We start from the raw sequence: 22,714 nt of genomic DNA on the forward strand, positions 1-22,714 counted from the left end.
TATGTGTGCTATGAAATCATCTGCGGCTAAAATCCAGCGTCGTGCCATTAGTGGTGTATTTTTATTGAATAAGCCTTTGGGCATCAGTTCCAATGCAGCATTGCAAAAAGTGCGTTGGTTATATCGGGCGCAAAAAGCAGGACATACGGGAGCATTAGATCCATTGGCTTCGGGTTTGCTGCCGATTTGTTTGGGTGAAGCGACCAAATTTTCGCACTATTTACTCGATTCGGTAAAACGCTACCAAACCACCATTCAATTGGGACACAGCACCACCACGGGAGATGTCGAGGGTGAAGTGTTGTTGCAGCAGGCTGTACCTGCATTGAGCCAAGAAAGCATTGAACAGGTATTGGCACAATTTCAGGGCGATATTATGCAAGTTCCGCCCATGTATTCTGCCTTAAAAAAAGAAGGTCGTCCGTTATATGAATTGGCGCGACAAGGTATTGAAATTGAACGTGAAGCGCGTCCAGTCACAATTTATGCCATTGAATTGCTGTCTTTTACTGAACAGAGCATCACTTTGGATGTAACTTGTTCTAAAGGCACGTATATTCGTGTTTTAGGTGAAGACATTGCCAAAGCCTTGGGTACTTATGGACATTTGACCTATTTGCATCGGATTAAAACGGGACATTTTGACCTGATTCCAAGTTATAGCATTGAATATTTGGAAAGTTTAAGTGAAGCAGAACGTGAGGCTTTATTGCTGCCTGCGTATGCACCTGTGCAGCATTTTCTACACATTCAAGTCCCTGAAGGTCGCGCTGAATATTTTAGTCGTGGCATGGAAAGTAATATTGACCATCCTGCAGCAGCGCAAGTGTTGGTCTTTGATGGTGAAAAGTGTTTAGGTTTGGCTGAAATTACAGATAAAAAGCGCTTGGTACCGAAACGGGTTTTAAATCTCTAAATTTTGCTCAGATACATAACTTGAATAAAGTGGGTAAGTGAATTAAAGCTTTCTATACAAATAGTTGCAGGAATTCGGATTGATCCTCTATACAGTAGCTAGAGGATTAAAAAACGAAATCAAAACTGACTCCAAAACCGATGTGGATGTGCGAGTAGATTCTTATCAATCTGTTCGCCGCGCATGGGTTAAAAATAGAGGGCTGCACATGAATATTTTTGAAGCTTTACGCCAAAGTCACGACATCCAACGAGATTTAGCCCGCCAACTGACGCAAACTTCAGGTGATAGCCCTGAACGTAGAGCGGTATTTGAACAACTTAAAAATGAATTATTTGCGCATGCAGTGGCAGAAGATCGCTATTTTTATATTCCCTTAATGATGACTGATGCGGGTTTAAATATCACTCGCCATGCTTTGGCAGAGCATCATCAAATGGATGAATTACTCGAACAATTAACCGAAACGGAAATGAGCAACACGGGTTGGCTGGCAATTGCCAAGCAACTGTCAGATAAAGTGCATCATCATTTAAAAGAAGAAGAACATGGCTTTTTTCAGCAGGTAGGCAAAATTTTGTCTGAACAGCAAAAACAAAGTCTAGCCAAGCAATATTTGGCAGAATATGAAAAATACCAACAGATGTCTAAAAACAGCTTGGTTTAAACATTCTGGTTTAAATATTCTGTGGCTGTTTGGATTTTTTTACTGCTCTAAAAGTAACGCCGACCGAAGCTAACATAATGCAGCATAAAGCAAGCCATTGCAGTGAAGTAATTTTCTCACCCAACAATACCAAGCCTGTCAGTGCGGCTAAAGCAGGCGATAAACTGGAAAGTGTGCCATAGCTCATTTTGCTCAGTTGTTTTAAGGCTTGTAAATCCAGCGCATAAGGAATGGCCGTGGCAAGCACTGCAATGGCAAGCGCTTTGCCCCAATATTGGGTTTCAAACAGCGCGGGAGCATTGTTATACAGTCCAAATGGAATTAAAGCCAAAGCCGAAATACTGATGGCGATGGTCAGCGCGTGCATGCCAATATTTTGTTGCACCACTTTTTGCCCAAAATAAATATAAAAAGCCCAGCACAATCCTGCACCTAAGGCACATGCTGCACCAAACAGACTAAAATGATCTCCCTGCGCTTGTCCCCAAGGCACCATAAGAATAATGCCTAAAATTGCCAACAATACCCAGACATAATCTTTACGGTTTTGAATGGACAATAAAGCCAGCCCCAAAGGCCCGACAAACTCTAAACCCACCGCAATACCTTGTGGCAATTTGCCCAACGACAGATAAAACAGAATATTCATTAAGCCCAAGGCGGCGCTATAGCACAATAAGTCACGCCATTTTAAGTGTGCGAGTCGTGACAGAATTTGCCATGAGCGAAACATGATTGCCACAATTACACTGGCAAAGCACAGTCGCAAAATCGTCACAGTAAGCGGGTCGAGTACCTGAAAGAGTTGTTTGGCAAATGAGGCACTGATTTGATAGGAGATCATGGACAGAACCATGAACAACACCGCAGTGAGTTGGGCGTTTGGCATGAGGCAGGAAAATACTCAACAGTGTGGAAATGGGAAGGTCAGGCAGATTATAGCAAGTTTAAAAATACAGGGCTGTGGCAACTCAAGGTTACTCATAGATCAGGCATAAAAAACCACAGTGCTAAGACTGTGGTTTTTTGTAGCATCAGCGTGTGGTCTTAGAACAAGACACGTACGCGAATTGTGCCTTCAACTTCGTGTAAAGTATCTAGTGCTTCTTTAGATGCAGTCGCATCAACATCCATCACTAAATAACCGACATCACCTTTGGTCATAAGTGACTGACCAGAGATGTTGATGCCGTGTTCAGCAAACAAGTTGTTGATTTTAGACAATACACCTGGAATGTTTTGGTGAATATGCAATAAACGGTGCTTGCCTTCAGTCAATGGCAGTGCAATTTCAGGGAAGTTCACTGCAGACAAAGTCATACCTTTATCTGAATATGCAACAAATTTCTCTGCCACTTCTAAACCAATGTTCGCTTGCGCTTCCATGGTCGAACCACCCACGTGCGGTGTTAAAATCACGTTTGGTAGGTTACGTAGTGGGGAAACAAATTCTTCACCATTGGCTTTTGGTTCTTTCGGGAATACGTCAACTGCAGCACCTGCAATATGACCAGATTTGATGGCATCTGCCAAATCTTCAATCACCACACAAGTACCACGTGCCGCGTTAATGAAAATTGCGCCTTCTTTCATTTGTGCAAATTGTTCTTTTGCCATGAAATTGCGGGTAGATGGTACATCTGGAACGTGTAAAGAAACCACGTCAGCATTTGCCAATAATTCGCTCATAGAGCCAACTTGACGTGCATTACCTAACGGTAATTTGGTCACAGCATCATAATAAATTACGTGCATACCCAAGCTTTCAGCCAATACTGAAAGTTGAGAACCAATTGAACCGTAACCCACGATACCTAAAGTTTTACCACGTGTTTCAAATGAACCGACTGCAGACTTGTTCCAGCCACCTGCATGTGTATCGGTTGATTTTTCAGGTACGCGACGTAGCAATAAAATTGCTTCAGCCAATACCAATTCTGCAACCGAACGGGTGTTTGAATAAGGGGCATTGAAAACTGGAATACCACGTTCCATTGCTGCAGTTAAGTTCACTTGGTTTGTACCAATACAGAAACAACCTACCGCAATTAGTTTGTTCGCAGCTTCAAAAACTTCTTCAGTTAGCTGTGTACGTGAACGAATTCCAATGAAATGCGCATCTTTAATCGCTTCTTTTAACGCATCGCCCTCAAGCGCCGTTTTACGATAATCGATGTTGGTATAACCCGCTGCATTTAACACGTCGATTGCGTTCTGGTGTACGCCTTCTAACAACAAGAAACGAATTTTATCTTTAGGTAGTGAAAGATGTTGGCTCATTACGGCTCCGCTACAAAGGCCAAATTTAGTGGCGGTATGATAACATAGGAGATGGGTCGATATACATTTCCTTTATGACCAAGAGTGCAGGTATTTTTTGTCAGATATAATCTCTTTCAGAAATATTGCCCAAAATTACCCTGTTCTTACCACGTTATATTATCGGAATTGCCAATATTCACAGGTTTTTCAAAAAAATCGCTTATAATAAGCGGCACACATGAAAGCCAACCCACGCTGTTGCTTTGATGCACATATTTAGTCTGCAGTATCTTCAAATTGATCAAGATATGCAGACAGTCGCTTTTCTTCCTGTTTAATTCTTGCTAGGTCTGCAAACGATGAATGCTCCAGTCGCTTTAACCCCTGAGTTATTGACCCAATTAACGGCAATAGTCGGTGAAAACCGTATTAAAACGGATGCCGATAGCCTCCAAAACTGGGGTCGTGACCATACAAAGCATTTTGATCCGAACCCATCGGTCATCGTTTTCCCATCAAGCACAGAGCAAGTACAAGCCATTGTAAAACTGGCGAATCAGTTTAATGTGGCCATTACTCCATCGGGCGGACGTACAGGTTTATCTGCGGGTGCGGTGGCAGCCAATGGTGAAATTGTAGTCAGCATGGACAAGATGAACCAAATCTTGGAATTTTTCCCTGCAGACCGTATGGTACGTGTGCAAGCGGGTGTGGTGACTGAGCAACTACAAAACTATGCCGAAGAACAAGGCATGTATTATCCAGTCGATTTTGCATCTTCAGGTTCTTCACAAATTGGCGGTAATATTGGTACCAATGCGGGCGGTATTAAAGTCATTAAATACGGCATGACCCGTAACTGGGTGTTGGGTCTGACTGTGGTAACAGGCAAAGGAGATATCCTGCGTCTGAACAAAGGCATGATCAAAAACGCAACAGGTTATGCGCTGCAACATTTATTTATTGGCGGTGAAGGCACACTTGGCTTAGTGACCGAAGCTGAAATTAAGCTAGAACGCCAACCGCAAGATTTGCAAGTGATGGTGTTGGGCGTACCTGATTTTAATTCGGTGATGCCTGTATTACATGCTTTCCAAGCTAAAATTGATCTGACTGCATTTGAATTCTTTGGTGAATTGGCGATGCAAAAAGTCTTGGATCATGGTCATGTGCAACGTCCATTTGAAACCCAATGTCCATTCTACGTGTTACTTGAATTTGAAGCGCCATTTGAGCCAATTATGGACAAGGCGATGGAAATTTTTGAACACTGTATGGAACAAGGCTGGGTGATGGATGGCGTATTGAGCCAAAGCCTAGACCAAGTTGAAAGTTTATGGCGTTTGCGTGAAGACATTTCTGAGTCGATTGCACCGTTTATTCCATATAAAAACGATATTTCAGTATTGATTACTCATGTTCCTGCATTTATTCAGGAAATTGATGCAATTGTGGCAGAAAACTATCCTGACTTTGAAATTTGCTGGTTCGGCCATATTGGTGATGGTAACTTGCACCTGAACATTCTTAAACCTGCCGATTTAAGCAAAGACGAATTCTTTGCCAAATGTCAGGTGGTAAATAAGTATGTATTTGATACTGTGAAGAAATATGATGGTTCTATTTCTGCAGAACACGGTGTAGGCATGACCAAAAAACCATATTTGGAATATTCACGTTCAGCTGAAGAAATTGAATATATGAAAGCGTTGAAAAAGGTTTTTGACCCTCAAGGCATTATGAACCCAGGCAAATTATTTGATTTGTAATTCATTGCGCCTTTCATTTATTCGCGTGGTCAGATTTTCGTGAATGAGATGTAGCAAATTAATTGTAGTGAATTGAAAAACGCATCCTTGAGATGCGTTTTTTATGCTTTCGTTTTAATTTTACATTTCTATGCTAGCGTTTTTGCGCTAACAGGGCATCATAGAAGCATAAATAATAATCAACATTTTGGAGGAGTTATGTTGCGTTTAATCACGGTTTCCGCATTGGGTGTTGCGTTATTGTCAGGCTGTGCGACTACACAGAATATTATTTCACAAGTTACGCCTGCAGAAACACCTTTGGCGCAGGTACTCAAACAACGTCCAGATTTGCGTAAAGAATTGGCTACCGTTGAAATTCGTCAATACTTTAACCGTGTCGAAGCACCAACTGCGGCAGAAGTAAAAATTACCGAAACAGGCTTAATGGATGATTCGGTACGTTCAATTCGTAGTATTTATCACTTTAAAAATATTAATGGACAATGGCAGCAGGGTGATGTGCAAACCGCTTACTTATGCGCACGTGGTAAAAATACCAAGACTTTCCAAAGCAAAAAATGTCCTTAAATTGCTGTAGGGCTTAGGTAAATCTTGCATGATGTTCTAAAAATGCAACAAAGCGTCTGTGGATAATACTCGTGTTATCCACAGCTTTTATTTAGGATGACTTCATTCGATTCAAAAACGTGTGAGCGCAGCATGTCCATCAAAACGCTAGCATTTCTACACTGTAATGATCGCCTCATTGCCGTGGGTGATTTTTATCCTGTGCTTTCGGTATTTTCATATTATGAATTGGGCAATACCGTATCGCCTTAACCCGCTGAAGGAGGTGATGCCTAACTTGGTCTGATGTCACATCAAGTGCCGCAATTTATTTAACGGACTTAAAAAATGCGCCATAAATTTGCCATTCAACTCTGTTAAACTGCAGCTCAATTTTCTATTTTTATGGGCTAAACGCGGCTGACTTGCATCGTTTTGTCCTTTATAACTCATGCCACAGCAGCAAAAAAATACCATTCAACGTGCCACACTCATGTTTCCCTTGGCTTTGGTCTTGTTTGAGTTCGCGGTTTATATTGGCAATGACTTGGTTCAACCCGCAATGTTGGCCATCACACAAGATTTTGGTGTCAGTAGTGCATGGGCAGCTTCGTCCATGTCATTTTATTTGCTGGGGGGTGCTTGTGTGGCGTGGTTATTGGGGCCACTCTCTGACCGTTTGGGACGCAAAAAAGTATTATTGGGCGGCGTGGCATTTTTTACCCTAACCTGTTTATTGATTTTATTGACTCAGAACATTGAAAGCTTCCTTGTTCTTCGTTTTTTTCAAGGTTTTGGTTTGTCAGTCATTAGTGCAGTCGGTTATGCGGCTATTCAGGAAAACTTTGCAGAACGTGATGCAATTAAAGTCATGGCGCTCATGGCGAACGTCTCTTTACTTGCTCCCTTGCTCGGCCCAGTCTTAGGTGCATTTATGATTGAGCATGTTTCTTGGCATTGGGGTTTTATCGGCATAGCACTGTTGGCATTTTTGAGTTGGTTTGGACTGAAAGCCAAAATGCCTGAAAATCAGCAGCGTATTCCCAAACCTCCATTTCGAGATGTATGGGATGATTTTAAACAAGTTTTTCAAAATACCAGATTCTTAGGTTTGACATTGGCGCTGCCCTTATTGAGCATGCCTTTAATGTTGTGGATTGCGTTATCTCCTGTGATGTTGGTGGAAGAGTTAGGCTTTAGTAGTCTGCAATACGGTTTGGCGCAGTTTCCTGTTTTGGGTGGTTTGATTTTAGGCAATCTGGTACTGATGAAAGTCATTGACCGTTTACCTTTAGGAAAAACAGTCTTGATTGGTTTACCTTTAATGTTGTTGGGTAGTGTGCTGATCGTATTGGGGGCAATTTGGCAAAGCTATTTTGTTTGGTGTTTGGTGATTGGTATGAGCTTGATTAGTTTTGGTGAGGGAATGAGCTTCTCAGTCTTATACCGTTTCGCCTTAATGTCATCGGAAGTGTCTAAAGGTACTGTTGCTGCTAGTGTTTCAATGATATTGATGCTGTGCTTTTTTATTGTGATTGAACTGGTGCGTGTTTTATATATGCGGTTTGATATTTGGGCGTATAGTTTGGCTTGTTTGGTGCTGATAACGCTCTGGTTTAGTTTGCCACGCATGATGCTTAAACAGGTGATGCAGGAGCGAGTTGCTGCAGGGCAGTTTTAAGGGTTTAAATTTTTCAGCTGCATCATAAAACAAGGCGATGTGGAATCGCCTTGCAAATATTTGATTTATAAGTTAAATTTCAGAAAATGTATGGTGTGAAGAAAGCTGAAAAGGACTTGCAGATTAAGCTTGTACTGGTTGTTCCATCTTTTTCAATTTAGCATCAAAAACAAATGGGCCAAAAGGTAAAATTGAAGCAATTAAGCCCAAAATAAACATTTTAAGAGACCATTTTTGTTTTTCACAAACCACAAAAAGCACCACTAAAAATGCGATAAACAATACGCCGTGTCCCATACCTACATATTTCACTAAAATTGGGTTATCGAACATATATTTCATGGGCATAGCAATAAATAACAACAATAAGAATGAAATACCTTCTAGGAACCCAACCCAACGTAATGTTTTAATGTTCATGCCCAAATCTTTTTCATGTCGATAAAACAGCAGTGTAGCGCAAATAGTGACAATCGCAAAGACGAGCGGTTGTGATCTCTGCACATTTATAAGTTAGACACGATGTTTGCAAAATTGAGCTGTTTTCTGCTAGTTCGTAGCAAGTTTTTCAAAAATTAGTGAGTGTGGATATGAAACACGACTGATATAAAGCGAGACGAGCTGCATTGAGCTTATTTTTAGAATAATCCACAACAAGATGATTTTACTTTTTTGCGGATAAGTCGAAAGGCATGTGTATAACCCTTAACTTATCCACAATTGATTTTAAATGTTTTATTGAAAATGTATAAAGCGGGTTTAAATGACCCCACAGGCGATTCGCTCACCACCACCGCCCAATGGTTTTGGATGGTCGGCATAGTTATCGCCGCCTGCATGAATCATTAAAGCCAATCCTTCAACTTGTGCCAATGTTAAACGTGGTGCAATCACGGTTACTTTGGCTGTTCCATCGCTTGCAACACTTAAAGCAGGTAAATCACCTAAATGTCCTGTCAGTGGTGTGCCATGATGCGGGACATTTTTCGGATTAAAATGACCGCCCGCTGCCAAAGCAGCAACCATTTTTCCTTCTTTTTCTGCTGCTGCACATGAACCTTTTTCATGGATATGAAAACCTCGTTCACCTGCAGGGAGTTGCTGGAGTTGGGTGTGAATGATTAAGCCTGCTGCACTGTCACGCAGTTCGACCGTACCTAATTCTTTGCCAATACCTTGTGCTGAAACAGCATGCATTTTCACTAATTTTGATTTTTCTTGTGTGGTTGCGGTGGTGCTGCAACCCATGAGTACTAGACCACTAAAAGCAGCAAGACTGGCAAATTGGAGTATTGAGCGCATAAAAGACATCCTGTTTGTTGTGCATAATATTGAGGGATGTCTTGATTGAAACAAAGTTAGCCACGTTACAATACAACATTTGCGTAGTGGAATGTATGTACTGTGTTGAGCTGATTTGTTCAGATCAACACAGCCATGTGAGCAATATGATCAGAAAGAAAGCTTAATCAAGCTTTGAATTGGAAGATGAATCGTCTTCGGGTAGGTCGTGTGCAAGTGTGGCTTTCGGCATCATTAAAGCTTCGGGTTGATTATTTTCATGCAACCATTCACGCCAAATAGCCAGTAACACGGCCAAAATAACAGGGCCAATAAACAGACCAATTAAGCCAAAGCTAGCAATACCACCCAGTACACCAAACATAATCAATAAGAATGGAATTTGGGTCGCACCTGAAATCACCAAAGGTCGGATGACGTTATCTGCCGTGCTGACTACACACACGCCCCAAGCCATAACGCCAATGGCTTCCATGGTATGCCCTTGGGTGAATAACCATAAGGATACCGAACCATAAGCCAGCGGTGGGCCAAAGGGAATCAGCGCAAATAAGAAGGTCACAATTGTCAGTACCATTGGGTTAGGTACATCGGCCACAAAATAACTTACACCTGCCAATAAGGCCTGTGCAATTGCCGTAAGACCAACCCCATACACCACGGCACGTGTGGTTTCAGAAATGGTATCTAAATAGTGGTGAATACGTGGCCCAATCACCATTTCTAAAGCCTTGCTGACTTGATGCAAGATGGTGTGACCATCACGATAGAAAAAGAAGAGCGATAACAGGGCAAAACCCAGTTTAATCAGATTTTTACTGACCTCATTAATGACCACTTTTCCGTAGTTTAAATGTCCCTGAATCCATAAGGAAATAGACTGCACAATACTGTTGGGATCGTGGTTAATTTCTTTGAGAGTGCGGGTGACTTCTTTTCCGATAATCGGTAAATTACGAATAAGATCAGGCACATCTAAATGCCCAGAAAAGACCTGTTTTTGCAATTCGTAATATAAATTGCGACCTTCATGTTGCAGAATAAAAATGGCAAAGGTGAGTGGAATACCTACTACCAACGTGACCAACAGCATCATTAGGGCTGCACTGAGTGTAGGACGATGACCGCATAGACGTAGCACCGACTGATACAGTGGCCAGCTCATGTAGGCAATAATTGCTGCCCAAACAACAGGAACAATGAAGTATTTGAGTATATGAAAACCCAAAAACATCAGGACAAAAAACAGTCCAAACAATAAAATTTTTTGTAATGTTGGCGCGTACTGTTGCACTGAATTCACTGAAACATTCCTAAGGTCATGTGCCATATTAACTGAAAAAAAAGCTCCCGAAAACGAGAGCTTGGTAAGTTCTGGTGAATAAACCCTAAACAGGGGATATTCTAGGCTTTAAAACCATTGGCTAGGGTCATCTACTATGGCGTTTAACACAGGTTGCCATTGATCTTGCATCTGTAAATAAGTCTTTTGAGTTTTATCAAAAATACTGAGACCCTGCATGGCCAATTGTCCGTAAGCGGCGCGTTCTGAAATCCAAGCCACAGGCTGCTGTTCAATTTTTTGGAAAAAGTCCTGAATATCTTTAGAACTGGCAGAGTTTGGTTTGACACGGTTGGCCAGTAATAAAATTTGTACCTTGCCTTTGCGAATGCGCTTAATATCTTGTAAATGCTTTAAAAAGCGACGAGTGGAGTCAATATCAAAAAACGAAGGTTGTAGCGGCGTGATAATAGCATGCGCTTCACTGACCAATTGTTCAGCATGCTCGCCCGATAATGCCCCAGGTGCATCAATAATTAAGTATTCAATATTTTTAGGTGCATCACCAATCGACTTTTCGTGACGCCAGTCCAGACTTTGAATTGGGGCGGCTGTTTCTGGTCGTTGTTTTAACCACTGTAGCGCAGATTTTTGGTTGTCGGCATCAGCTAAGGCAACTTTATAGCCTTTTTGTGCAAGTGCAGATGCTAAACTAATAGCCGTAATGGTTTTACCACAGCCACCTTTTTGGTTGGCAATTAATATAGTTTTCATGACCCTCGAATCGATTTTACGCTGCTCAGTCCTAGCATAGCATTGTTTTATGCTCGGAATATGACAGTTGACAAAAGTCGTAAAGAGAACTGAAAAAATTCAGGATTAGAAGGTTAAATGTCAATTTGGATGGCCATGCTGATTGGGGCATGTATAGGCGTAGTGTTGACCACGCTGATTTTGAGTAATAGCCGTAACGGGCGGATTAAAGCTGAGTATGAGCAATATATTGCAGAAATTGAACTGGCTCATCAGCAGGCGTTATTGCAGGCGCAAAAGCGCAGTGTAAATACCAGCCGTGCGGTGTTAAAAGGCAAAATGGCAGAGCAGCTGGCACCGATTATGCCTGAATTTCAGTATTTACCCAGTGACGCCAAATTTTTAGGTGATCCTGTCGATTATGTGGTGTTTGATGGTTATACCGATTATCGGGATGGCAACGGACGTGCCGAAGATATTGCCATTGTCTTAATTGATATTAAAAGTGGTGGTGCGCGTCTGACCAAAGGCCAGCAAGCCATCGCTCAGGCAATTCAGCAGGGTAAAATTCGTTTTGAAACCATCCGCATTGATTTTCAAGATGATGATTAAACATCATTCACGCTGCAACAACGTGACATGACGTCATCTTTGTGGGGTGCATGGTAATGTAAGAGGCATAATTGGCTTTAGCTATTGAAGCAAAGTCTTCGCATTTAGATTTTAAAGTGATGACTTCAATTTATCATTTAGGTTTATGCACCCGTGCCAATAACATACGCTGTGCAAGACTTGGAATGCCTGCAACATCGATATAGCGGACTTCGCCTAATTCAAAACCCGTTTCGAGTAGGGCGACTTCAATATCACGATTTAGATGGCAGCCATCTGCAACTTTCTTTTGAATAGGGGTGAGCAGGTGCTGTAAACGCTGAATATTTAGGCTTTGTCGGTTCAGCACATGCTCCACCACATGCAAAGTACCACCAGGTTGTAGTACTCGATAAATTTCCCGCAAACTTTGTGCCAAATCTGCGATGCTGCACAGCGTCCAAGTAGACACCACATGCTGTAGTTGTTCATCGGCAAAAGGGAGTTGTTCTGCACTTGCAGCAATATGCTCAACTAAAAAGGGGGCTGCGTCAATTCGTTCCTGTGCCAGTTGAAAGACGGCTGCATTGGGCTCTAAGGCATAAACCGTATCGACATTTTGATAAAAAGCTAAATTGATCCCTGTACCAAAGCCTATTTCCAACACTTCACCTGACACGCCCAATAAAAGTTCACGGCGCAAATCCATGAGCGATGGGGTTTGCATGACTTGATTGAGCAGGTGCGGAAAAATATGTTTTTGATAAAGTCGGTACAGCATATTTTAATCTAATCATTCCTTTTTATTGCCTTTGAGCTTAGCTGAAAAGTCTGTACTTTTGCTATGTCAGTACATGCCAAAGACTGCATTTTGTTACTAATTTCAACTATTGTATTCATGATCTGGCGCTAAGATAAAAAGCTGAATACATGAATTTGATGGGCTGATGACCATGATGAAAAAGCATATTTCACTCAAACTGACCGCATTATTGCTGACTTTGGCTTTGCCATGTTCTGGCTATGCTTCGGTTGAGCGTAATATTGCCAAAGGCTTACCACCTGTGGTGAAAGGTCAGTCGATTGAAGTCTTACAACCTTTTAAAGGTGATTTTCGGATTTTGGGTTCTAAAACCTATCAACATGATGCCCAAGCCAAATTTTCCCCCATTGATTATGCGGTAAGTTGGGGCTTATTTGCTGAGCCTGAAATTGCCCGTCATATCACGGTCAATCAATATGACCGCTATTTAAACTGGAAAATAGATCGTTTGCCCGTACCTGCGGAACAAGCCATGCAAATGGTCTCCAATATGCACATCATTCCTGCCAACCCACAAATTGCCAAAGAAATTAAGAAGGTCAAACGTGGCGATTTGGTACGTTTAAAAGGGGAGTTGGTGGAAGTCAAAGATCAGGATTTGGTCTGGACATCATCGCTTACTCCTACCGATACGGGGGATGGTGCTTGTGAGGTATTTCGCGTCAGTTCAATTCAGTGGATTGAAAAGGTTAAAAGTTAGGACAGGGTGATGAATTGCTATTTGCGCATGTGTTTGAGTGGATGTGTTGTGGTATTGGGCTTAAGTGCATGCACAGGTATGAATTCAAGCATTGATGGACAAACTTTTAAATTTACGGCACAGCAGCAATGTCCCGCATTGTTAGAGATGGATGTCGGACAAACTTTAGAATTACAATTGAATGAAAACCTAAGTACAGGCTATCAATGGAGTTTGGTAGAGCCGCTGAAGCTATTTGATGTAGAAAGTATTTATCATACTGCTGAAGCTTCATCTTCTGCTCAAGTAGGACAAGGTGGACAAAAAATATTCTACTTTCAGGCAGTCAAGGCTGGTCAGGAATTGCTCCACGTGAAACATGCCCGTGCATGGGAAAAAACCGCAATACAAGAATGGCAATGTCTGGTGCGTATTTCTTGATATGTTTGATTATGCTAAACAGCTTGAATTGTTGTGAGATTTAGCAGCAAAAAATCTATAATTTTCTTAAAATAAAAAGCCGTGTGAGGCTGTTTATAATCAGTATCGCACGGCTTTCCTATCTAAATTAAAAACTAAAATACTCAAAATTATTTGGCGCTGAGTGCTTGTCCTTCAAATTGGATGCCATCCCAACCATGTTGCATAAACTGGCGAATATTTTGGTGGTCACTGCCTGTCGGGTTTGCACGTACCGAGGCATAGTGTTCTGCAAACAGACTGAGGGTTTGTGCCTGATCTAAACCTTTTAATTGAGCAAAAGAAAACACTTTAGCGCTGCCCTGATTTTCAGTGGCAGCATTGCTTTGTTGTCCATTTTTAAATGCGGTTGGGGTGTGGTTATAGTGTGCTTCAATGAATGCAATCACATCGGTAAATGTTGCGTTACCTGCCTCAACTTGAGCCAATAATTCTTTTGCCATGACTTCCTCCACATGTGCCTAAATTGAAATAATATGCAGACTAGCGCGATTTGGTTTTGAGTGGAAAACTTTTTCGTGTATTTAACTTATGTGATTTAGGAAGATGTAAAATCTGAGCAAAGATATGGATGCTTCGGGCATAAATATCTTGAAATAAAGAGTGAGATCACGTGTGACTAAAATTATGGCTGTGAGAAATACACGACATAGCCACAAAAAGGACAGTAGAACAGATGAATTGGCTATTGGTGGCAATTGGCGGTGCATTGGGGGCAAGTTTACGTTATGCCGCAAGCCTGTATTTATTTAAATCGGCACAGCATTTTCCATGGGCAACGTGGTCGGTCAATCTGTTTGGCTGCTTTTTGGCAGGTGTATTTTTTGCGTTGAGTCAGAAATATCCTGTGTTGCAGCAGGAAGCCCGTTTATTGTTGATGGTCGGAATTTTAGGTGGGTTTACCACATTTTCTAGCTTTGGTTTGGAAACTTGGCAACTGTTACGGCAAGGAGAGCACGGTTTAGCTTTTGGCTATGCCATGTCGAGCGTGGTTTTAGGTGTGATTTTTCTGGCACTAGGTTTTTATAGTATTCAACAAGTTTTAAAACATTAACTGCTTATATTTGCTTTTCAGATAAAAAGAAGCCCAAGCTGGAGGAGAGTGCTTGGGCTTTGAAGATAGAGAACTGCTCAGCTTGGGGCTAAGCAATTGGGCTATGATTAAACTATAAAATAGAAAACTTAACTGAATATGAAGTTATTGTGAGCGTTTGAAACGTGCAAAACGTTTATTGAAACTCGCCACACGACCTTCGTTACTGGTTTGACGTTGCTCACCTGTATAGAACGGATGTGAAGCACTAGAAATATCCAAAGTTACATAAGGATAAACTTTGCCTTCGTACTCTTTGGTTTGACTGCTTTGCAGGGTACTACCAATAACAAAGTAGGCATTGGCATTGGTGTCGTGGAATAAAACTTCACGATATTCAGGATGGATATCTGGACGCATAGGATTTCTCCGAACAAAAAGGTGAGATGATAAATTTATTTAAAGAAATGTTATAACATAACATTAAAATTGACAAATAAAACCCATCTCTGGGCTTTATTTTTAACATCACCTTGTTCAGTGAAACGCTGAGTTTAATCTCGTGGTGGAACCAACTCTTCAAAAATATCATTTAAATTGTCATGCACTTTTAAATGAATCAGATTCCAATAATGTCCAGATACAGTACGATTCACCATGAGGGTATCGGGCGAAGGTTTGAAGACATCCCAGTATTTCAGCGAACTTTTGACCAGTTCAACCCCATCATGGTGGGCAGAGTTTTCTGCAAAGTCATAATGTGTGGTCAGTGGGCGCATCAACACTTCTAGCCATTGCAGATATAAATCTTCAGGGAATTTACCCCGTGCAGAAATTGCCTGCAACGCATCTAAATGCTGTTCAATTTCGGCAATGTCTTGTGCACGTGCGGCATGAATCAGTTGTTTAAAATGATGTACTACATCGCTCGACAGAGTTTTCACACCGCCGTAGTCGTAAATAATGACTGAACCATCTTCACGGAAGGCAAAATTGCCTGGATGCGGGTCGCAATGGAAGCGTTTTAAATAAAAGATTTCTTGGCCCATGGCACGCAATAAGCGTCGCCCCAAAGTGTTACGGGTGCGCTGTGACCATGTACTGGCGGTTTCAATACTTTCGCCCTGTTCCAGACTTAAGGTTAAAATGTGCCGTGAAGAATAGTCTTTAAAAACCTCTGGAATAATAATTTTATCATCCAAAGCCGCGTGAAATGTACGTGCTACTTCAAGGTTTTGTGCTTCGATCTGATAATTCAGTTCATTGTCTAAACTTTCCTGAATTTCTTGAAACAGACGGTCTTGCAATTTACGGTCTATTTTTAACACACCCATTAAGCGCAGGGCTAAACGGACTTGCTTCAGGTCGCTTTCACAGGCTTCATCTACCCCTGGATATTGCACTTTAACCACGACTTGTTCGCCATTGGGCAAAGTGGCTTTATGCACTTGTCCAATCGAAGCGGCTGCAAATGGCGTTTCATCAAAGTGTTTAAAAATTTTATCGAGTGGTTTACCGAGTTCTTTTTCAACTTGTGCTTTAATTTCGGCAAAAGGCATAGCAGGCGCTTGGCGTTGTAACTTACTGATGGCTTTAGCGACTTCAGGCGGGAAAATGTCTTTATATTGCGAGGCAATTTGCCCAACTTTCATGACTGCGCCTTTCATTTCACCTAAAGTATTGGCAATTTGGACGCCAATATCTTGAAACAATTGGCTGCGTGCTGCATTTTTTTGTTGTTCATCTGCGGTCAGGTTTTTAATTGAATTCGATACGGTTTTAGTTGCAATACTTGCGGTCATGCCCGCCAGTTTCATAAAGCGACGACCGGGTGTACGCGCCGTTTTTGCCATGCGATGTTCCTCAAGATCATCTTTACTGTATTTTGATCATAAGTGTTCGTGAGCAAAATGCCTACTTTTAATTGTTAATGCATTTATTTGAATTAAAGACCCAACATGCCAAAAGGTATTTCGGCATGTTGGAGTATGTTTAAGGGCTGTGTTTATTGGGCAAACTGGCGTTCCAGTCGCTGATTATTAAAATATAAACGAGTTAAGAGCAACACGCAGGCAATACTTAAACCAACAATCAGCCCGACCCAAACGCCTGCGGCACCCATGCTGCTGTAACGGGTTAAATACACGCCAATTGGGAAGGCGATGACCCAATAGGCAAGCATGGTAATCCACATTGGGCCTTGCGTATCTTGCATGCCACGTAAGCAACCTGCCGCACTGATTTGCCAAGCATCCATGAGCTGATAAGCAATGGCAAACAACAATAAATATAAAGTGACTTGCGCTACTTGCGGGTCATTGCTGTAAATAGAAATAATTTCAGGGCGGAAAAACCACATCAGTGCCATGGTGGAAAACGCAAACAGGGTGGCCGTGGCAAAACCCAATACCTGTACTTTACGCATGGCATGAATGTTCTGTTCGCCATAATAGGTACCAATGCGAATGGTCAGAGCAATTGCCAACGACATGGGAATCATAAACAGTTGTGAGGTCACGGACATGGCAATTTGATGAGCAGCCAATGTCGTTTCACCCAAAGGACTAATGACGATGGCAGCAGTACTGAAAATACTGACTTCAAAGAAAATTGCCAGACCAATTGGCATGCCAAGCAGCAAAATGCGCTTGATCCAGACTGCATCAAGCGCTTCCCATTGACTAAAAACCTGAGTGCTTTGATAGGCGCTGCTTTTAAAAATATACAGGCTTAAGCTAAATAACATGAGCCATTGTAAAATTGCGGTGGCAAAACCACAGCCTGCACTGCCTAATTCAGGTAATGGCCCCCAGCCATACATAAACATAAAGTTGAGAGGCACCAACAAGATCAAAGCCAGCAGGCTAATGACCGTGACGGGACGTGGATAGCCCAATGCTTCAGAATAACCGCGCAAGGCGGCATACATGGTTACGGCAGGCATCCCAAAACCAATGGCATGTAAGAATAAACCTGCTTTGGGTTGTAAACTTTCAGGCACACCAAACACAGGCAGCAGAGCAGGCATGAACTGTAAAATCAGGCCTGCAATCACGCCTAAAATAAAGGCAATCCATAAGGACTGGCGGGCAATAGTGGCAATTTTTTCAGGGGTTCGTGCCCCTTTGGCTTCTGCCACCAAAGGTGTGGTGGCAATCATAATGCCACTAAACAGCAGCATAATGGGCATCCATAACCCGACCCCCACCGCAATAGCAGCCAAGTCGGTAGCAGACATGTGGCCTGCCATAATGGTATCAATCAGCCCGAGACCTGCTTGGGCAAACTGGGTGACCAAAATTGGAATCATGAGCTGAAACAGTTGTTTTAACTCAAAACGGGTGCTGGTCACAGAATTCATTTTTGACACAAAAATCTCAATATATGAGGTGCTTAGCGTTTCAGTTATGAGCGTTGTAAAGTGAGAAGCACACCAATAAAAATCACCACGCTACCTAAAAGACGTTGCCAGTTAATGCTGACTTTTTCCGTACCCAAGAACCCAAAATGATCAATCAGCATAGAAGCGAGCATTTGCCCAAAAATAATCACCCCTGATAAGGTGAGCAAACTTAATTTTGGCGCACTATAAATACTGATGCTAATTGCATAAACCCCTAAACATCCACCCATCCATAAATACCATGGAATGTGTTGCAAGGTACTGAAGCTAGGTTTTTCGACTTGTTGGAAAAAAACCAAAATGGCTAAAACTATTGTACCAACCAAAAAAGAGAAAAGGGCAGCTTGTAGCGGAGAATATAAATATTCCCGCAATTGGCTGTTAATTGCGGTCTGGAAAGCCATGGCAATCCCAATGCCCATGGCGAGCGGCAAAAGTAAGAATAGTTGACTGGAAATCTTCATCATTTTATCGCTTTTTTCTTATTGGTGATTTTCTAGTCTAAAGCAAATTATAGGGAATACAGCTGTGTCCTGCTGTAGTCATGTTAAAATCTGTATCACTGTTCTGATTTTGCACTGAGCCTTGCTTTGAAGCCCTTAATACCCGCAGATATTCCTTTGTCTTTATACATTCACATGCCGTGGTGTGTGCGTAAGTGCCCCTATTGTGATTTTAACTCGCATGCTGTGCCTGACGGCAAGCTGAGTCTAGATTTGGAGCAGGAATATCTACAGGCTTTGGTGGAAGATTTTAAAACCCAAACCCAGTTTGCACAGGGACGAAAAATTCATAGTGTCTTTATTGGTGGTGGTACGCCTTCACTGATTTCTGCGCAGGGTTATCAATGGTTATTTACACAATTGCAAGCGCTGATCGCCTTTGAAGATGGCTGTGAAATTACTTTAGAAGCCAACCCCGGTACAGTTGAGCATGATCCTTTTGCAGATTATTTAGCTGCAGGAATTAACCGCCTGTCGATAGGCGTGCAAAGTTTTAATACAGCACATTTACAAAAACTAGGGCGTATTCACTCCAATGATGATGCAATTTCTGCGATTGCATTGGCACGTGAAGCAGGTTTTCAGCGTATTAATGTAGATTTAATGCATGGCTTGCCTGAGCAAACACTAGAACAGGCGCTGCAAGATTTAAAACTGGCGGTGGAACACGGTGCAACGCATATTTCATGGTATCAATTGACCATTGAACCGAATACGGTATTTTTCCGCACGCAGCCGATTTTACCAGTAGATGATGTTTTGGAAGAGATTCAGGCACAGGGTGAAGCTTATTTAACTACGCAAGGTTTTGTGAATTATGAGGTCTCGGCATGGCGTAAAGAGCTGCCGTCTGCACATAATTTAAATTACTGGCAATTTGGCGATTATTTAGCAATTGGGGCCGGGGCACATGGCAAAGTGACTTTGCCTGATGGGGTGTATCGTTTCCAGAAAACCCGTTTGCCAAAAGATTATTTAGCCAAAGTGCCTGCAGAGCATTTGCAGTTTAAAGCGATTAGCGCAGAAGAGCTGCCATTTGAGTTTATGATGAATGCGCTGCGCCTGAATGATGGGGTAGATGCAAAACTGTATGCTGCTCGTACAGGTTTAAATTTAGCAGATATGCAGGATATTTTAGGCACTTTGCGTCAGCGTCAATTATTGCAGGATGATCCGAACCGACTGGCATGTACCGAGCAAGGGCATGTGTTTTTAAACTCGGTATTGGAAGCGTTTTTGTAGGAGAATATAAAATTCAATATTTTTCAGATTGTGGTAAGAACTCAAATAGGACAAATTTGAATGGACTTAAAAACCTTTGAGTTACTTGCGAACTATAATTTATGGGCGACTCAAAAACTAAAACATGCTTTGGTATCTGTTTCAGATGGTGATTTTTTCTCGGATCAGGGCTTATATTTTAAAAGTATTTTTGGCACGCTCAATCATTTGCTAGTCGGTGAACATTATTTATGGTTTCCACGTTTTGCTTTGCAGAATTCTGCTATGTTGCCATTAGATCATATCGTTGAAACCAATAGAACACAGCTTATTGAACAGCTTGAAAAGAAAGCTGAAAACTGGATTCACTTTTTAAAACAAGTAGATACTAATTTTTTTGATCAAGACTTACATTATAAAACATCAACTGGTGTTGCCATGAGTTTGCCGTATGCAGCAACCTTAATGCACGTGTTTAATCATGCAACACATCATCGTGGACAAATTACCGCAGTTTTAACCGCAATGGGCTATGCATGCCCCGAACTTGATTTAATTTATATGTTGCTTGAAGAAAACGCTAAGAAGTGATTTGAATGAAGCGATTAGAAATTTTATGTCTAGTGATTTTTTTTTATTTTTATACCTAATCCAGTGGATGTTTCATGGCTTTCCAACAGGTCATTAAAAGTAAATTTGAATTCATGGATAAAAAAACTAGCGTCTTAACTTTGAATCTAGGCATAAAAAAGAGCGCATATTGCGCTCTTTTATTTGCTTCTACCCAGAAAATTTTAGTAATCAAAACTAAAATGTTCTGGTGCTAAAGCGGTCATGGTTTTAGATGGATTCACCATTGCTTCTGCATGACCTTGGGTGCGTGGCAATAAACGCTCAAAGTAGAAATCGGCAACTTTGATTTTGGCTTTATAGAATTCAGGTGTTTCCTGACCGTTGCCTTCTGCCAATTTGGTTGAAGCGACAGCCGCTTGTTGCGCCCAGAAATAAGCCATCATCACATAGCCAGAGAACATCAAGAAATCAACCGAAGCACTAGAAACGATGTCACGGTCTTTACGTGCTGCCAACATAATACGCACGGTTAATGCATTCCATTGTGCACATAGCTTAGTCAAGTCCCATGCAAAACGACGCATGTATTTATTACGTGCGTGCTGACCACAGAATTTTAAAATTTCAGCAGTGTAGTCACGAATTACTTTGCCTTTAGAGCTTAATAAGACTTTACGACCAATCAAATCGAGTGCCTGAACACCAGTGGTACCTTCGTAAAGTGTTGAAATACGTGAGTCACGTACAATTTGCTCCATGCCCCATTCTTTAATATAGCCATGACCGCCATAGACTTGCATGCCGTGGTTGGCAGCTTCATATCCCATTTCAGTTAAGAAACCTTTTAAGATTGGCGTATAGAAACCTAAATGGTCATCATGCGCTTCAAAAGCAGCAGTATCACCACGCATTAAAGCGTCGTTCATTTTATCTGCCAATTGTGCAGCATGATAAATCATGGCACGACCACCTTCTGCTACGGCTTTTTGCGTTAAGAGCATACGACGTACATCGGCATGGTGAATGATTGCATCAGCTACTTTTTCAGGGTCTTTTTTACCTGAAAGCGCACGCATTGACATACGTTCTTTGGCATACGGCAATGCACCTTGGAATGCCAATTCTGCATGGCAAATCCCCTGAATTGCTGTACCAATACGCGCAGTATTCATAAAGGTAAACATGGCATGTAAGCCTTTGTGTGGTTCACCAATCAAATAACCCACGGCATTGTCAAAGTTTAGGACTGCAGTTGCAGACGCGCGAATCCCCATTTTGTGTTCAATTGAGCCACAAGTGACAGGATTGCGTTCACCCACCGTACCTTCTGCTGTTGGCAAGAATTTCGGTACGATAAATAATGAAATACCTTTCGTGCCTGCAGGTGCATCTGGGAGGCGCGCTAACACAATATGAATGATGTTTTCAGTCAGGTCATGTTCGCCTGCAGAAATAAAGATTTTGGTGCCTGAAATTGCATAAGTACCATCAGCCTGCGGTTCTGCTTTAGTTTTTACCTGACCTAAGTCGGTACCGCATTGTGGTTCAGTTAAACACATGGTGCCTGACCAAGTACCTGCAACCAAGTGCGGTAAATAGGTATCTTTTTGCGCGTCTGTACCAAATTGCATAATGGTGTTGATACAACCCACGCTTAAACCTGGATACATTTGGAATGACCAGTTTGCAGTACCCATCATTTCAGATTTAATGAGGTTTAGCGACATTGGCAGGTTTTGACCGCCGTATTGTTCAGGGTAAGACAGACCTTGCCAGCCACCTTGCACAAATTGGTCATAGGCTTCTTTAAAGCCTTTCGGTGTGGTCACATTGCCATTTTCAAAATGACAGCCTTCTTCATCGCCAGATTGATTGAGTGGAGAAAGTACATTTTCACAGAAATCTGCTGCACCTTCCAAAATCATATCGACTGTATCTGCGTCCGCAAGTTCACCGTTAGAAAGATTTTTGTAATGGGTCGGGTAATCAAGCACTTCGTTCATTAAGAAACGAATATCGTGTAATGGGGCTTTATATGCTGGCATAGTCTTAATCCTAATTTAGAAATAGTTTTGGATTATCTGTATCGATATGTTGATTATTCACACTCATGATCAAAAAACATTGATAAGAATAGCGAATAAAAATGTCAGAAATGCGAATAGTGAAAATTATTCACCTTACAAAAACGAATGAAGTGTTATGTTACAATGTATCATAATCTGTA

The 22,714-nt window shown here is 41.7% G+C and carries 24 protein-coding genes and 1 pseudogene; 12 read left to right on the forward strand and 13 right to left on the reverse strand.

The features are described 5' to 3' along the window. Positions 1 to 10: 10 nt before the first annotated feature. Both truB and HYG89_RS06855 read left to right on the forward strand, forming a co-directional pair. Positions 11 to 916 carry a tRNA pseudouridine(55) synthase TruB gene (gene truB / locus HYG89_RS06850; RefSeq protein ID WP_178866810.1) on the forward strand — a complete coding sequence of 302 codons (906 nt, stop codon included), beginning with the start codon at positions 11 to 13 and terminating at the stop codon, positions 914 to 916. A 208-nt stretch (positions 917 to 1,124) separates the two neighbouring features. After that, the gene (locus HYG89_RS06855; RefSeq protein ID WP_178866811.1) at positions 1,125 to 1,583 is read left to right on the forward strand and encodes a hemerythrin domain-containing protein; all 459 of its coding nucleotides are present in this window, start codon (positions 1,125 to 1,127) and stop codon (positions 1,581 to 1,583) included. A gap of 10 nt (positions 1,584 to 1,593) precedes the next feature. Here the strand turns inward: HYG89_RS06855 and HYG89_RS06860 are convergent, their stop codons facing one another. Both HYG89_RS06860 and serA read right to left on the reverse strand, forming a co-directional pair. After that, on the reverse strand, positions 1,594 to 2,472 hold the full coding sequence (locus HYG89_RS06860; protein ID WP_154320281.1) for a DMT family transporter: 879 nt from the start codon (positions 2,470 to 2,472) through the stop codon (positions 1,594 to 1,596). A 158-nt stretch (positions 2,473 to 2,630) separates the two neighbouring features. After that, on the reverse strand, positions 2,631 to 3,863 hold the full coding sequence (serA, locus tag HYG89_RS06865) for a phosphoglycerate dehydrogenase (protein WP_096901252.1): 1,233 nt from the start codon (positions 3,861 to 3,863) through the stop codon (positions 2,631 to 2,633). Positions 3,864 to 4,204: 341 nt separating this feature from the next. Here serA and HYG89_RS06870 point away from each other — a divergent pair, with 341 nt between their 5' ends. The 4 genes and pseudogenes from HYG89_RS06870 (at position 4,205) to HYG89_RS06885 (ending at position 7,844) form a co-directional block, all read left to right on the forward strand. Continuing rightward, entirely contained in the window at positions 4,205 to 5,614 is a 1,410-nt protein-coding gene (locus HYG89_RS06870) for an FAD-binding oxidoreductase (protein WP_004974544.1), read from the forward strand. Positions 5,615 to 5,812: 198 nt separating this feature from the next. Beyond that, the gene (locus HYG89_RS06875; RefSeq protein ID WP_004974545.1) at positions 5,813 to 6,184 is read left to right on the forward strand and encodes a hypothetical protein; all 372 of its coding nucleotides are present in this window, start codon (positions 5,813 to 5,815) and stop codon (positions 6,182 to 6,184) included. Positions 6,185 to 6,322: 138 nt separating this feature from the next. Continuing rightward, positions 6,323 to 6,433 (forward strand): annotated as a pseudogene (locus HYG89_RS06880) (pirin family protein); the annotation flags it as partial. Between the two features lie 181 nt (positions 6,434 to 6,614). Next, positions 6,615 to 7,844, forward strand: coding sequence for an MFS transporter (locus HYG89_RS06885; protein WP_178319399.1), 1,230 nt, complete (start codon positions 6,615 to 6,617; stop codon positions 7,842 to 7,844). Between the two features lie 123 nt (positions 7,845 to 7,967). On the opposite strand, the gene HYG89_RS06890 is transcribed toward HYG89_RS06885, so the two are convergent. The 4 genes from HYG89_RS06890 to HYG89_RS06905 all read right to left on the reverse strand — a co-directional run bounded on the left by HYG89_RS06890 (position 7,968) and on the right by HYG89_RS06905 (position 11,202). Beyond that, positions 7,968 to 8,264, reverse strand: a complete 297-nt coding sequence (locus HYG89_RS06890; RefSeq protein WP_004974548.1) for a DUF3817 domain-containing protein — start codon at positions 8,262 to 8,264, stop codon at positions 7,968 to 7,970. 339 nt (positions 8,265 to 8,603) lie between these two features. Next, on the reverse strand, positions 8,604 to 9,092 hold the full coding sequence (gene sodC / locus HYG89_RS06895) for a superoxide dismutase [Cu-Zn] SodC (protein ID WP_256733956.1): 489 nt from the start codon (positions 9,090 to 9,092) through the stop codon (positions 8,604 to 8,606). A 217-nt stretch (positions 9,093 to 9,309) separates the two neighbouring features. Beyond that, complete coding sequence (locus HYG89_RS06900; protein ID WP_096901248.1) at positions 9,310 to 10,449, reverse strand: AI-2E family transporter; 1,140 nt, start codon at positions 10,447 to 10,449, stop codon at positions 9,310 to 9,312. Between the two features lie 108 nt (positions 10,450 to 10,557). After that, complete coding sequence (locus HYG89_RS06905) at positions 10,558 to 11,202, reverse strand: ParA family protein (protein WP_096901247.1); 645 nt, start codon at positions 11,200 to 11,202, stop codon at positions 10,558 to 10,560. A 117-nt stretch (positions 11,203 to 11,319) separates the two neighbouring features. Between HYG89_RS06905 and HYG89_RS06910 the strand changes: the two genes are divergently transcribed. Further along, entirely contained in the window at positions 11,320 to 11,793 is a 474-nt protein-coding gene (locus tag HYG89_RS06910; protein WP_096901246.1) for a Holliday junction resolvase-like protein, read from the forward strand. Positions 11,794 to 11,926: 133 nt separating this feature from the next. On the opposite strand, the gene HYG89_RS06915 is transcribed toward HYG89_RS06910, so the two are convergent. After that, positions 11,927 to 12,553 carry a class I SAM-dependent methyltransferase gene (locus tag HYG89_RS06915; RefSeq protein WP_178866815.1) on the reverse strand — a complete coding sequence of 209 codons (627 nt, stop codon included), beginning with the start codon at positions 12,551 to 12,553 and terminating at the stop codon, positions 11,927 to 11,929. 175 nt (positions 12,554 to 12,728) lie between these two features. On the opposite strand from HYG89_RS06915, the gene HYG89_RS06920 reads away from it, so the two are divergent. Beyond that, positions 12,729 to 13,295 (forward strand): hypothetical protein, encoded by a 567-nt coding sequence (locus HYG89_RS06920; RefSeq protein WP_171287417.1) that lies wholly within the window; start codon positions 12,729 to 12,731, stop codon positions 13,293 to 13,295. A 9-nt stretch (positions 13,296 to 13,304) separates the two neighbouring features. Then, positions 13,305 to 13,715, forward strand: coding sequence for a protease inhibitor I42 family protein (locus HYG89_RS06925; protein WP_178866816.1), 411 nt, complete (start codon positions 13,305 to 13,307; stop codon positions 13,713 to 13,715). 149 nt (positions 13,716 to 13,864) lie between these two features. Here the strand turns inward: HYG89_RS06925 and HYG89_RS06930 are convergent, their stop codons facing one another. After that, entirely contained in the window at positions 13,865 to 14,197 is a 333-nt protein-coding gene (locus HYG89_RS06930) for a HopJ type III effector protein (protein WP_178866818.1), read from the reverse strand. A 233-nt stretch (positions 14,198 to 14,430) separates the two neighbouring features. On the opposite strand from HYG89_RS06930, the gene crcB reads away from it, so the two are divergent. Then, the gene (gene crcB / locus HYG89_RS06935; protein ID WP_178866820.1) at positions 14,431 to 14,808 is read left to right on the forward strand and encodes a fluoride efflux transporter CrcB; all 378 of its coding nucleotides are present in this window, start codon (positions 14,431 to 14,433) and stop codon (positions 14,806 to 14,808) included. Between the two features lie 144 nt (positions 14,809 to 14,952). On the opposite strand, the gene HYG89_RS06940 is transcribed toward crcB, so the two are convergent. The 4 genes from HYG89_RS06940 to HYG89_RS06955 all read right to left on the reverse strand — a co-directional run bounded on the left by HYG89_RS06940 (position 14,953) and on the right by HYG89_RS06955 (position 18,657). Beyond that, complete coding sequence (locus tag HYG89_RS06940; RefSeq protein ID WP_096901241.1) at positions 14,953 to 15,207, reverse strand: type B 50S ribosomal protein L31; 255 nt, start codon at positions 15,205 to 15,207, stop codon at positions 14,953 to 14,955. A gap of 134 nt (positions 15,208 to 15,341) precedes the next feature. Then, complete coding sequence (locus HYG89_RS06945; protein ID WP_178866822.1) at positions 15,342 to 16,640, reverse strand: AarF/ABC1/UbiB kinase family protein; 1,299 nt, start codon at positions 16,638 to 16,640, stop codon at positions 15,342 to 15,344. A 152-nt stretch (positions 16,641 to 16,792) separates the two neighbouring features. Further along, entirely contained in the window at positions 16,793 to 18,148 is a 1,356-nt protein-coding gene (locus HYG89_RS06950) for an MATE family efflux transporter (protein WP_178866898.1), read from the reverse strand. 44 nt (positions 18,149 to 18,192) lie between these two features. Further along, positions 18,193 to 18,657 carry a DMT family transporter gene (locus HYG89_RS06955; RefSeq protein ID WP_168526366.1) on the reverse strand — a complete coding sequence of 155 codons (465 nt, stop codon included), beginning with the start codon at positions 18,655 to 18,657 and terminating at the stop codon, positions 18,193 to 18,195. A 123-nt stretch (positions 18,658 to 18,780) separates the two neighbouring features. Here HYG89_RS06955 and hemW point away from each other — a divergent pair, with 123 nt between their 5' ends. Next, positions 18,781 to 19,935 (forward strand): radical SAM family heme chaperone HemW, encoded by a 1,155-nt coding sequence (gene hemW / locus HYG89_RS06960; protein ID WP_178866824.1) that lies wholly within the window; start codon positions 18,781 to 18,783, stop codon positions 19,933 to 19,935. Positions 19,936 to 19,995: 60 nt separating this feature from the next. Next, positions 19,996 to 20,505, forward strand: a complete 510-nt coding sequence (locus HYG89_RS06965; RefSeq protein WP_178866826.1) for a DinB family protein — start codon at positions 19,996 to 19,998, stop codon at positions 20,503 to 20,505. Between the two features lie 203 nt (positions 20,506 to 20,708). Here the strand turns inward: HYG89_RS06965 and HYG89_RS06970 are convergent, their stop codons facing one another. Beyond that, on the reverse strand, positions 20,709 to 22,532 hold the full coding sequence (locus HYG89_RS06970; protein ID WP_154320290.1) for an acyl-CoA dehydrogenase C-terminal domain-containing protein: 1,824 nt from the start codon (positions 22,530 to 22,532) through the stop codon (positions 20,709 to 20,711). Positions 22,533 to 22,714 lie beyond the last annotated feature (182 nt).

The organism is Acinetobacter sp. SwsAc5, from assembly GCF_013391485.1.
GTDB lineage: Bacteria > Pseudomonadota > Gammaproteobacteria > Pseudomonadales > Moraxellaceae > Acinetobacter > Acinetobacter towneri.

Excerpts from the sequence above, each read along its gene's own strand:
- truB (WP_178866810.1), top strand. The coding sequence starts at position 11 with ATGAAATCATCTGCGGCTAAAATCCAGCGTCGTGCCATTAGTGGTGTA.
- HYG89_RS06855 (WP_178866811.1), top strand. The coding sequence starts at position 1,125 with ATGAATATTTTTGAAGCTTTACGCCAAAGTCACGACATCCAACGAGAT.
- HYG89_RS06860 (WP_154320281.1), bottom strand. The coding sequence starts at position 2,472 with ATGCCAAACGCCCAACTCACTGCGGTGTTGTTCATGGTTCTGTCCATG.
- serA (WP_096901252.1), bottom strand. The coding sequence starts at position 3,863 with ATGAGCCAACATCTTTCACTACCTAAAGATAAAATTCGTTTCTTGTTG.
- HYG89_RS06870 (WP_004974544.1), top strand. The coding sequence starts at position 4,205 with ATGAATGCTCCAGTCGCTTTAACCCCTGAGTTATTGACCCAATTAACG.
- HYG89_RS06875 (WP_004974545.1), top strand. The coding sequence starts at position 5,813 with ATGTTGCGTTTAATCACGGTTTCCGCATTGGGTGTTGCGTTATTGTCA.
- HYG89_RS06885 (WP_178319399.1), top strand. The coding sequence starts at position 6,615 with ATGCCACAGCAGCAAAAAAATACCATTCAACGTGCCACACTCATGTTT.
- HYG89_RS06890 (WP_004974548.1), bottom strand. The coding sequence starts at position 8,264 with ATGAACATTAAAACATTACGTTGGGTTGGGTTCCTAGAAGGTATTTCA.
- sodC (WP_256733956.1), bottom strand. The coding sequence starts at position 9,092 with ATGGGTTGCAGCACCACCGCAACCACACAAGAAAAATCAAAATTAGTG.
- HYG89_RS06905 (WP_096901247.1), bottom strand. The coding sequence starts at position 11,202 with ATGAAAACTATATTAATTGCCAACCAAAAAGGTGGCTGTGGTAAAACC.
- HYG89_RS06910 (WP_096901246.1), top strand. The coding sequence starts at position 11,320 with ATGTCAATTTGGATGGCCATGCTGATTGGGGCATGTATAGGCGTAGTG.
- HYG89_RS06915 (WP_178866815.1), bottom strand. The coding sequence starts at position 12,553 with ATGCTGTACCGACTTTATCAAAAACATATTTTTCCGCACCTGCTCAAT.
- HYG89_RS06920 (WP_171287417.1), top strand. The coding sequence starts at position 12,729 with ATGAAAAAGCATATTTCACTCAAACTGACCGCATTATTGCTGACTTTG.
- HYG89_RS06925 (WP_178866816.1), top strand. The coding sequence starts at position 13,305 with ATGAATTGCTATTTGCGCATGTGTTTGAGTGGATGTGTTGTGGTATTG.
- HYG89_RS06930 (WP_178866818.1), bottom strand. The coding sequence starts at position 14,197 with ATGGCAAAAGAATTATTGGCTCAAGTTGAGGCAGGTAACGCAACATTT.
- crcB (WP_178866820.1), top strand. The coding sequence starts at position 14,431 with ATGAATTGGCTATTGGTGGCAATTGGCGGTGCATTGGGGGCAAGTTTA.
- HYG89_RS06940 (WP_096901241.1), bottom strand. The coding sequence starts at position 15,207 with ATGCGTCCAGATATCCATCCTGAATATCGTGAAGTTTTATTCCACGAC.
- HYG89_RS06945 (WP_178866822.1), bottom strand. The coding sequence starts at position 16,640 with ATGGCAAAAACGGCGCGTACACCCGGTCGTCGCTTTATGAAACTGGCG.
- HYG89_RS06950 (WP_178866898.1), bottom strand. The coding sequence starts at position 18,148 with ATGAATTCTGTGACCAGCACCCGTTTTGAGTTAAAACAACTGTTTCAG.
- HYG89_RS06955 (WP_168526366.1), bottom strand. The coding sequence starts at position 18,657 with ATGATGAAGATTTCCAGTCAACTATTCTTACTTTTGCCGCTCGCCATG.
- HYG89_RS06965 (WP_178866826.1), top strand. The coding sequence starts at position 19,996 with ATGGACTTAAAAACCTTTGAGTTACTTGCGAACTATAATTTATGGGCG.
- HYG89_RS06970 (WP_154320290.1), bottom strand. The coding sequence starts at position 22,532 with ATGCCAGCATATAAAGCCCCATTACACGATATTCGTTTCTTAATGAAC.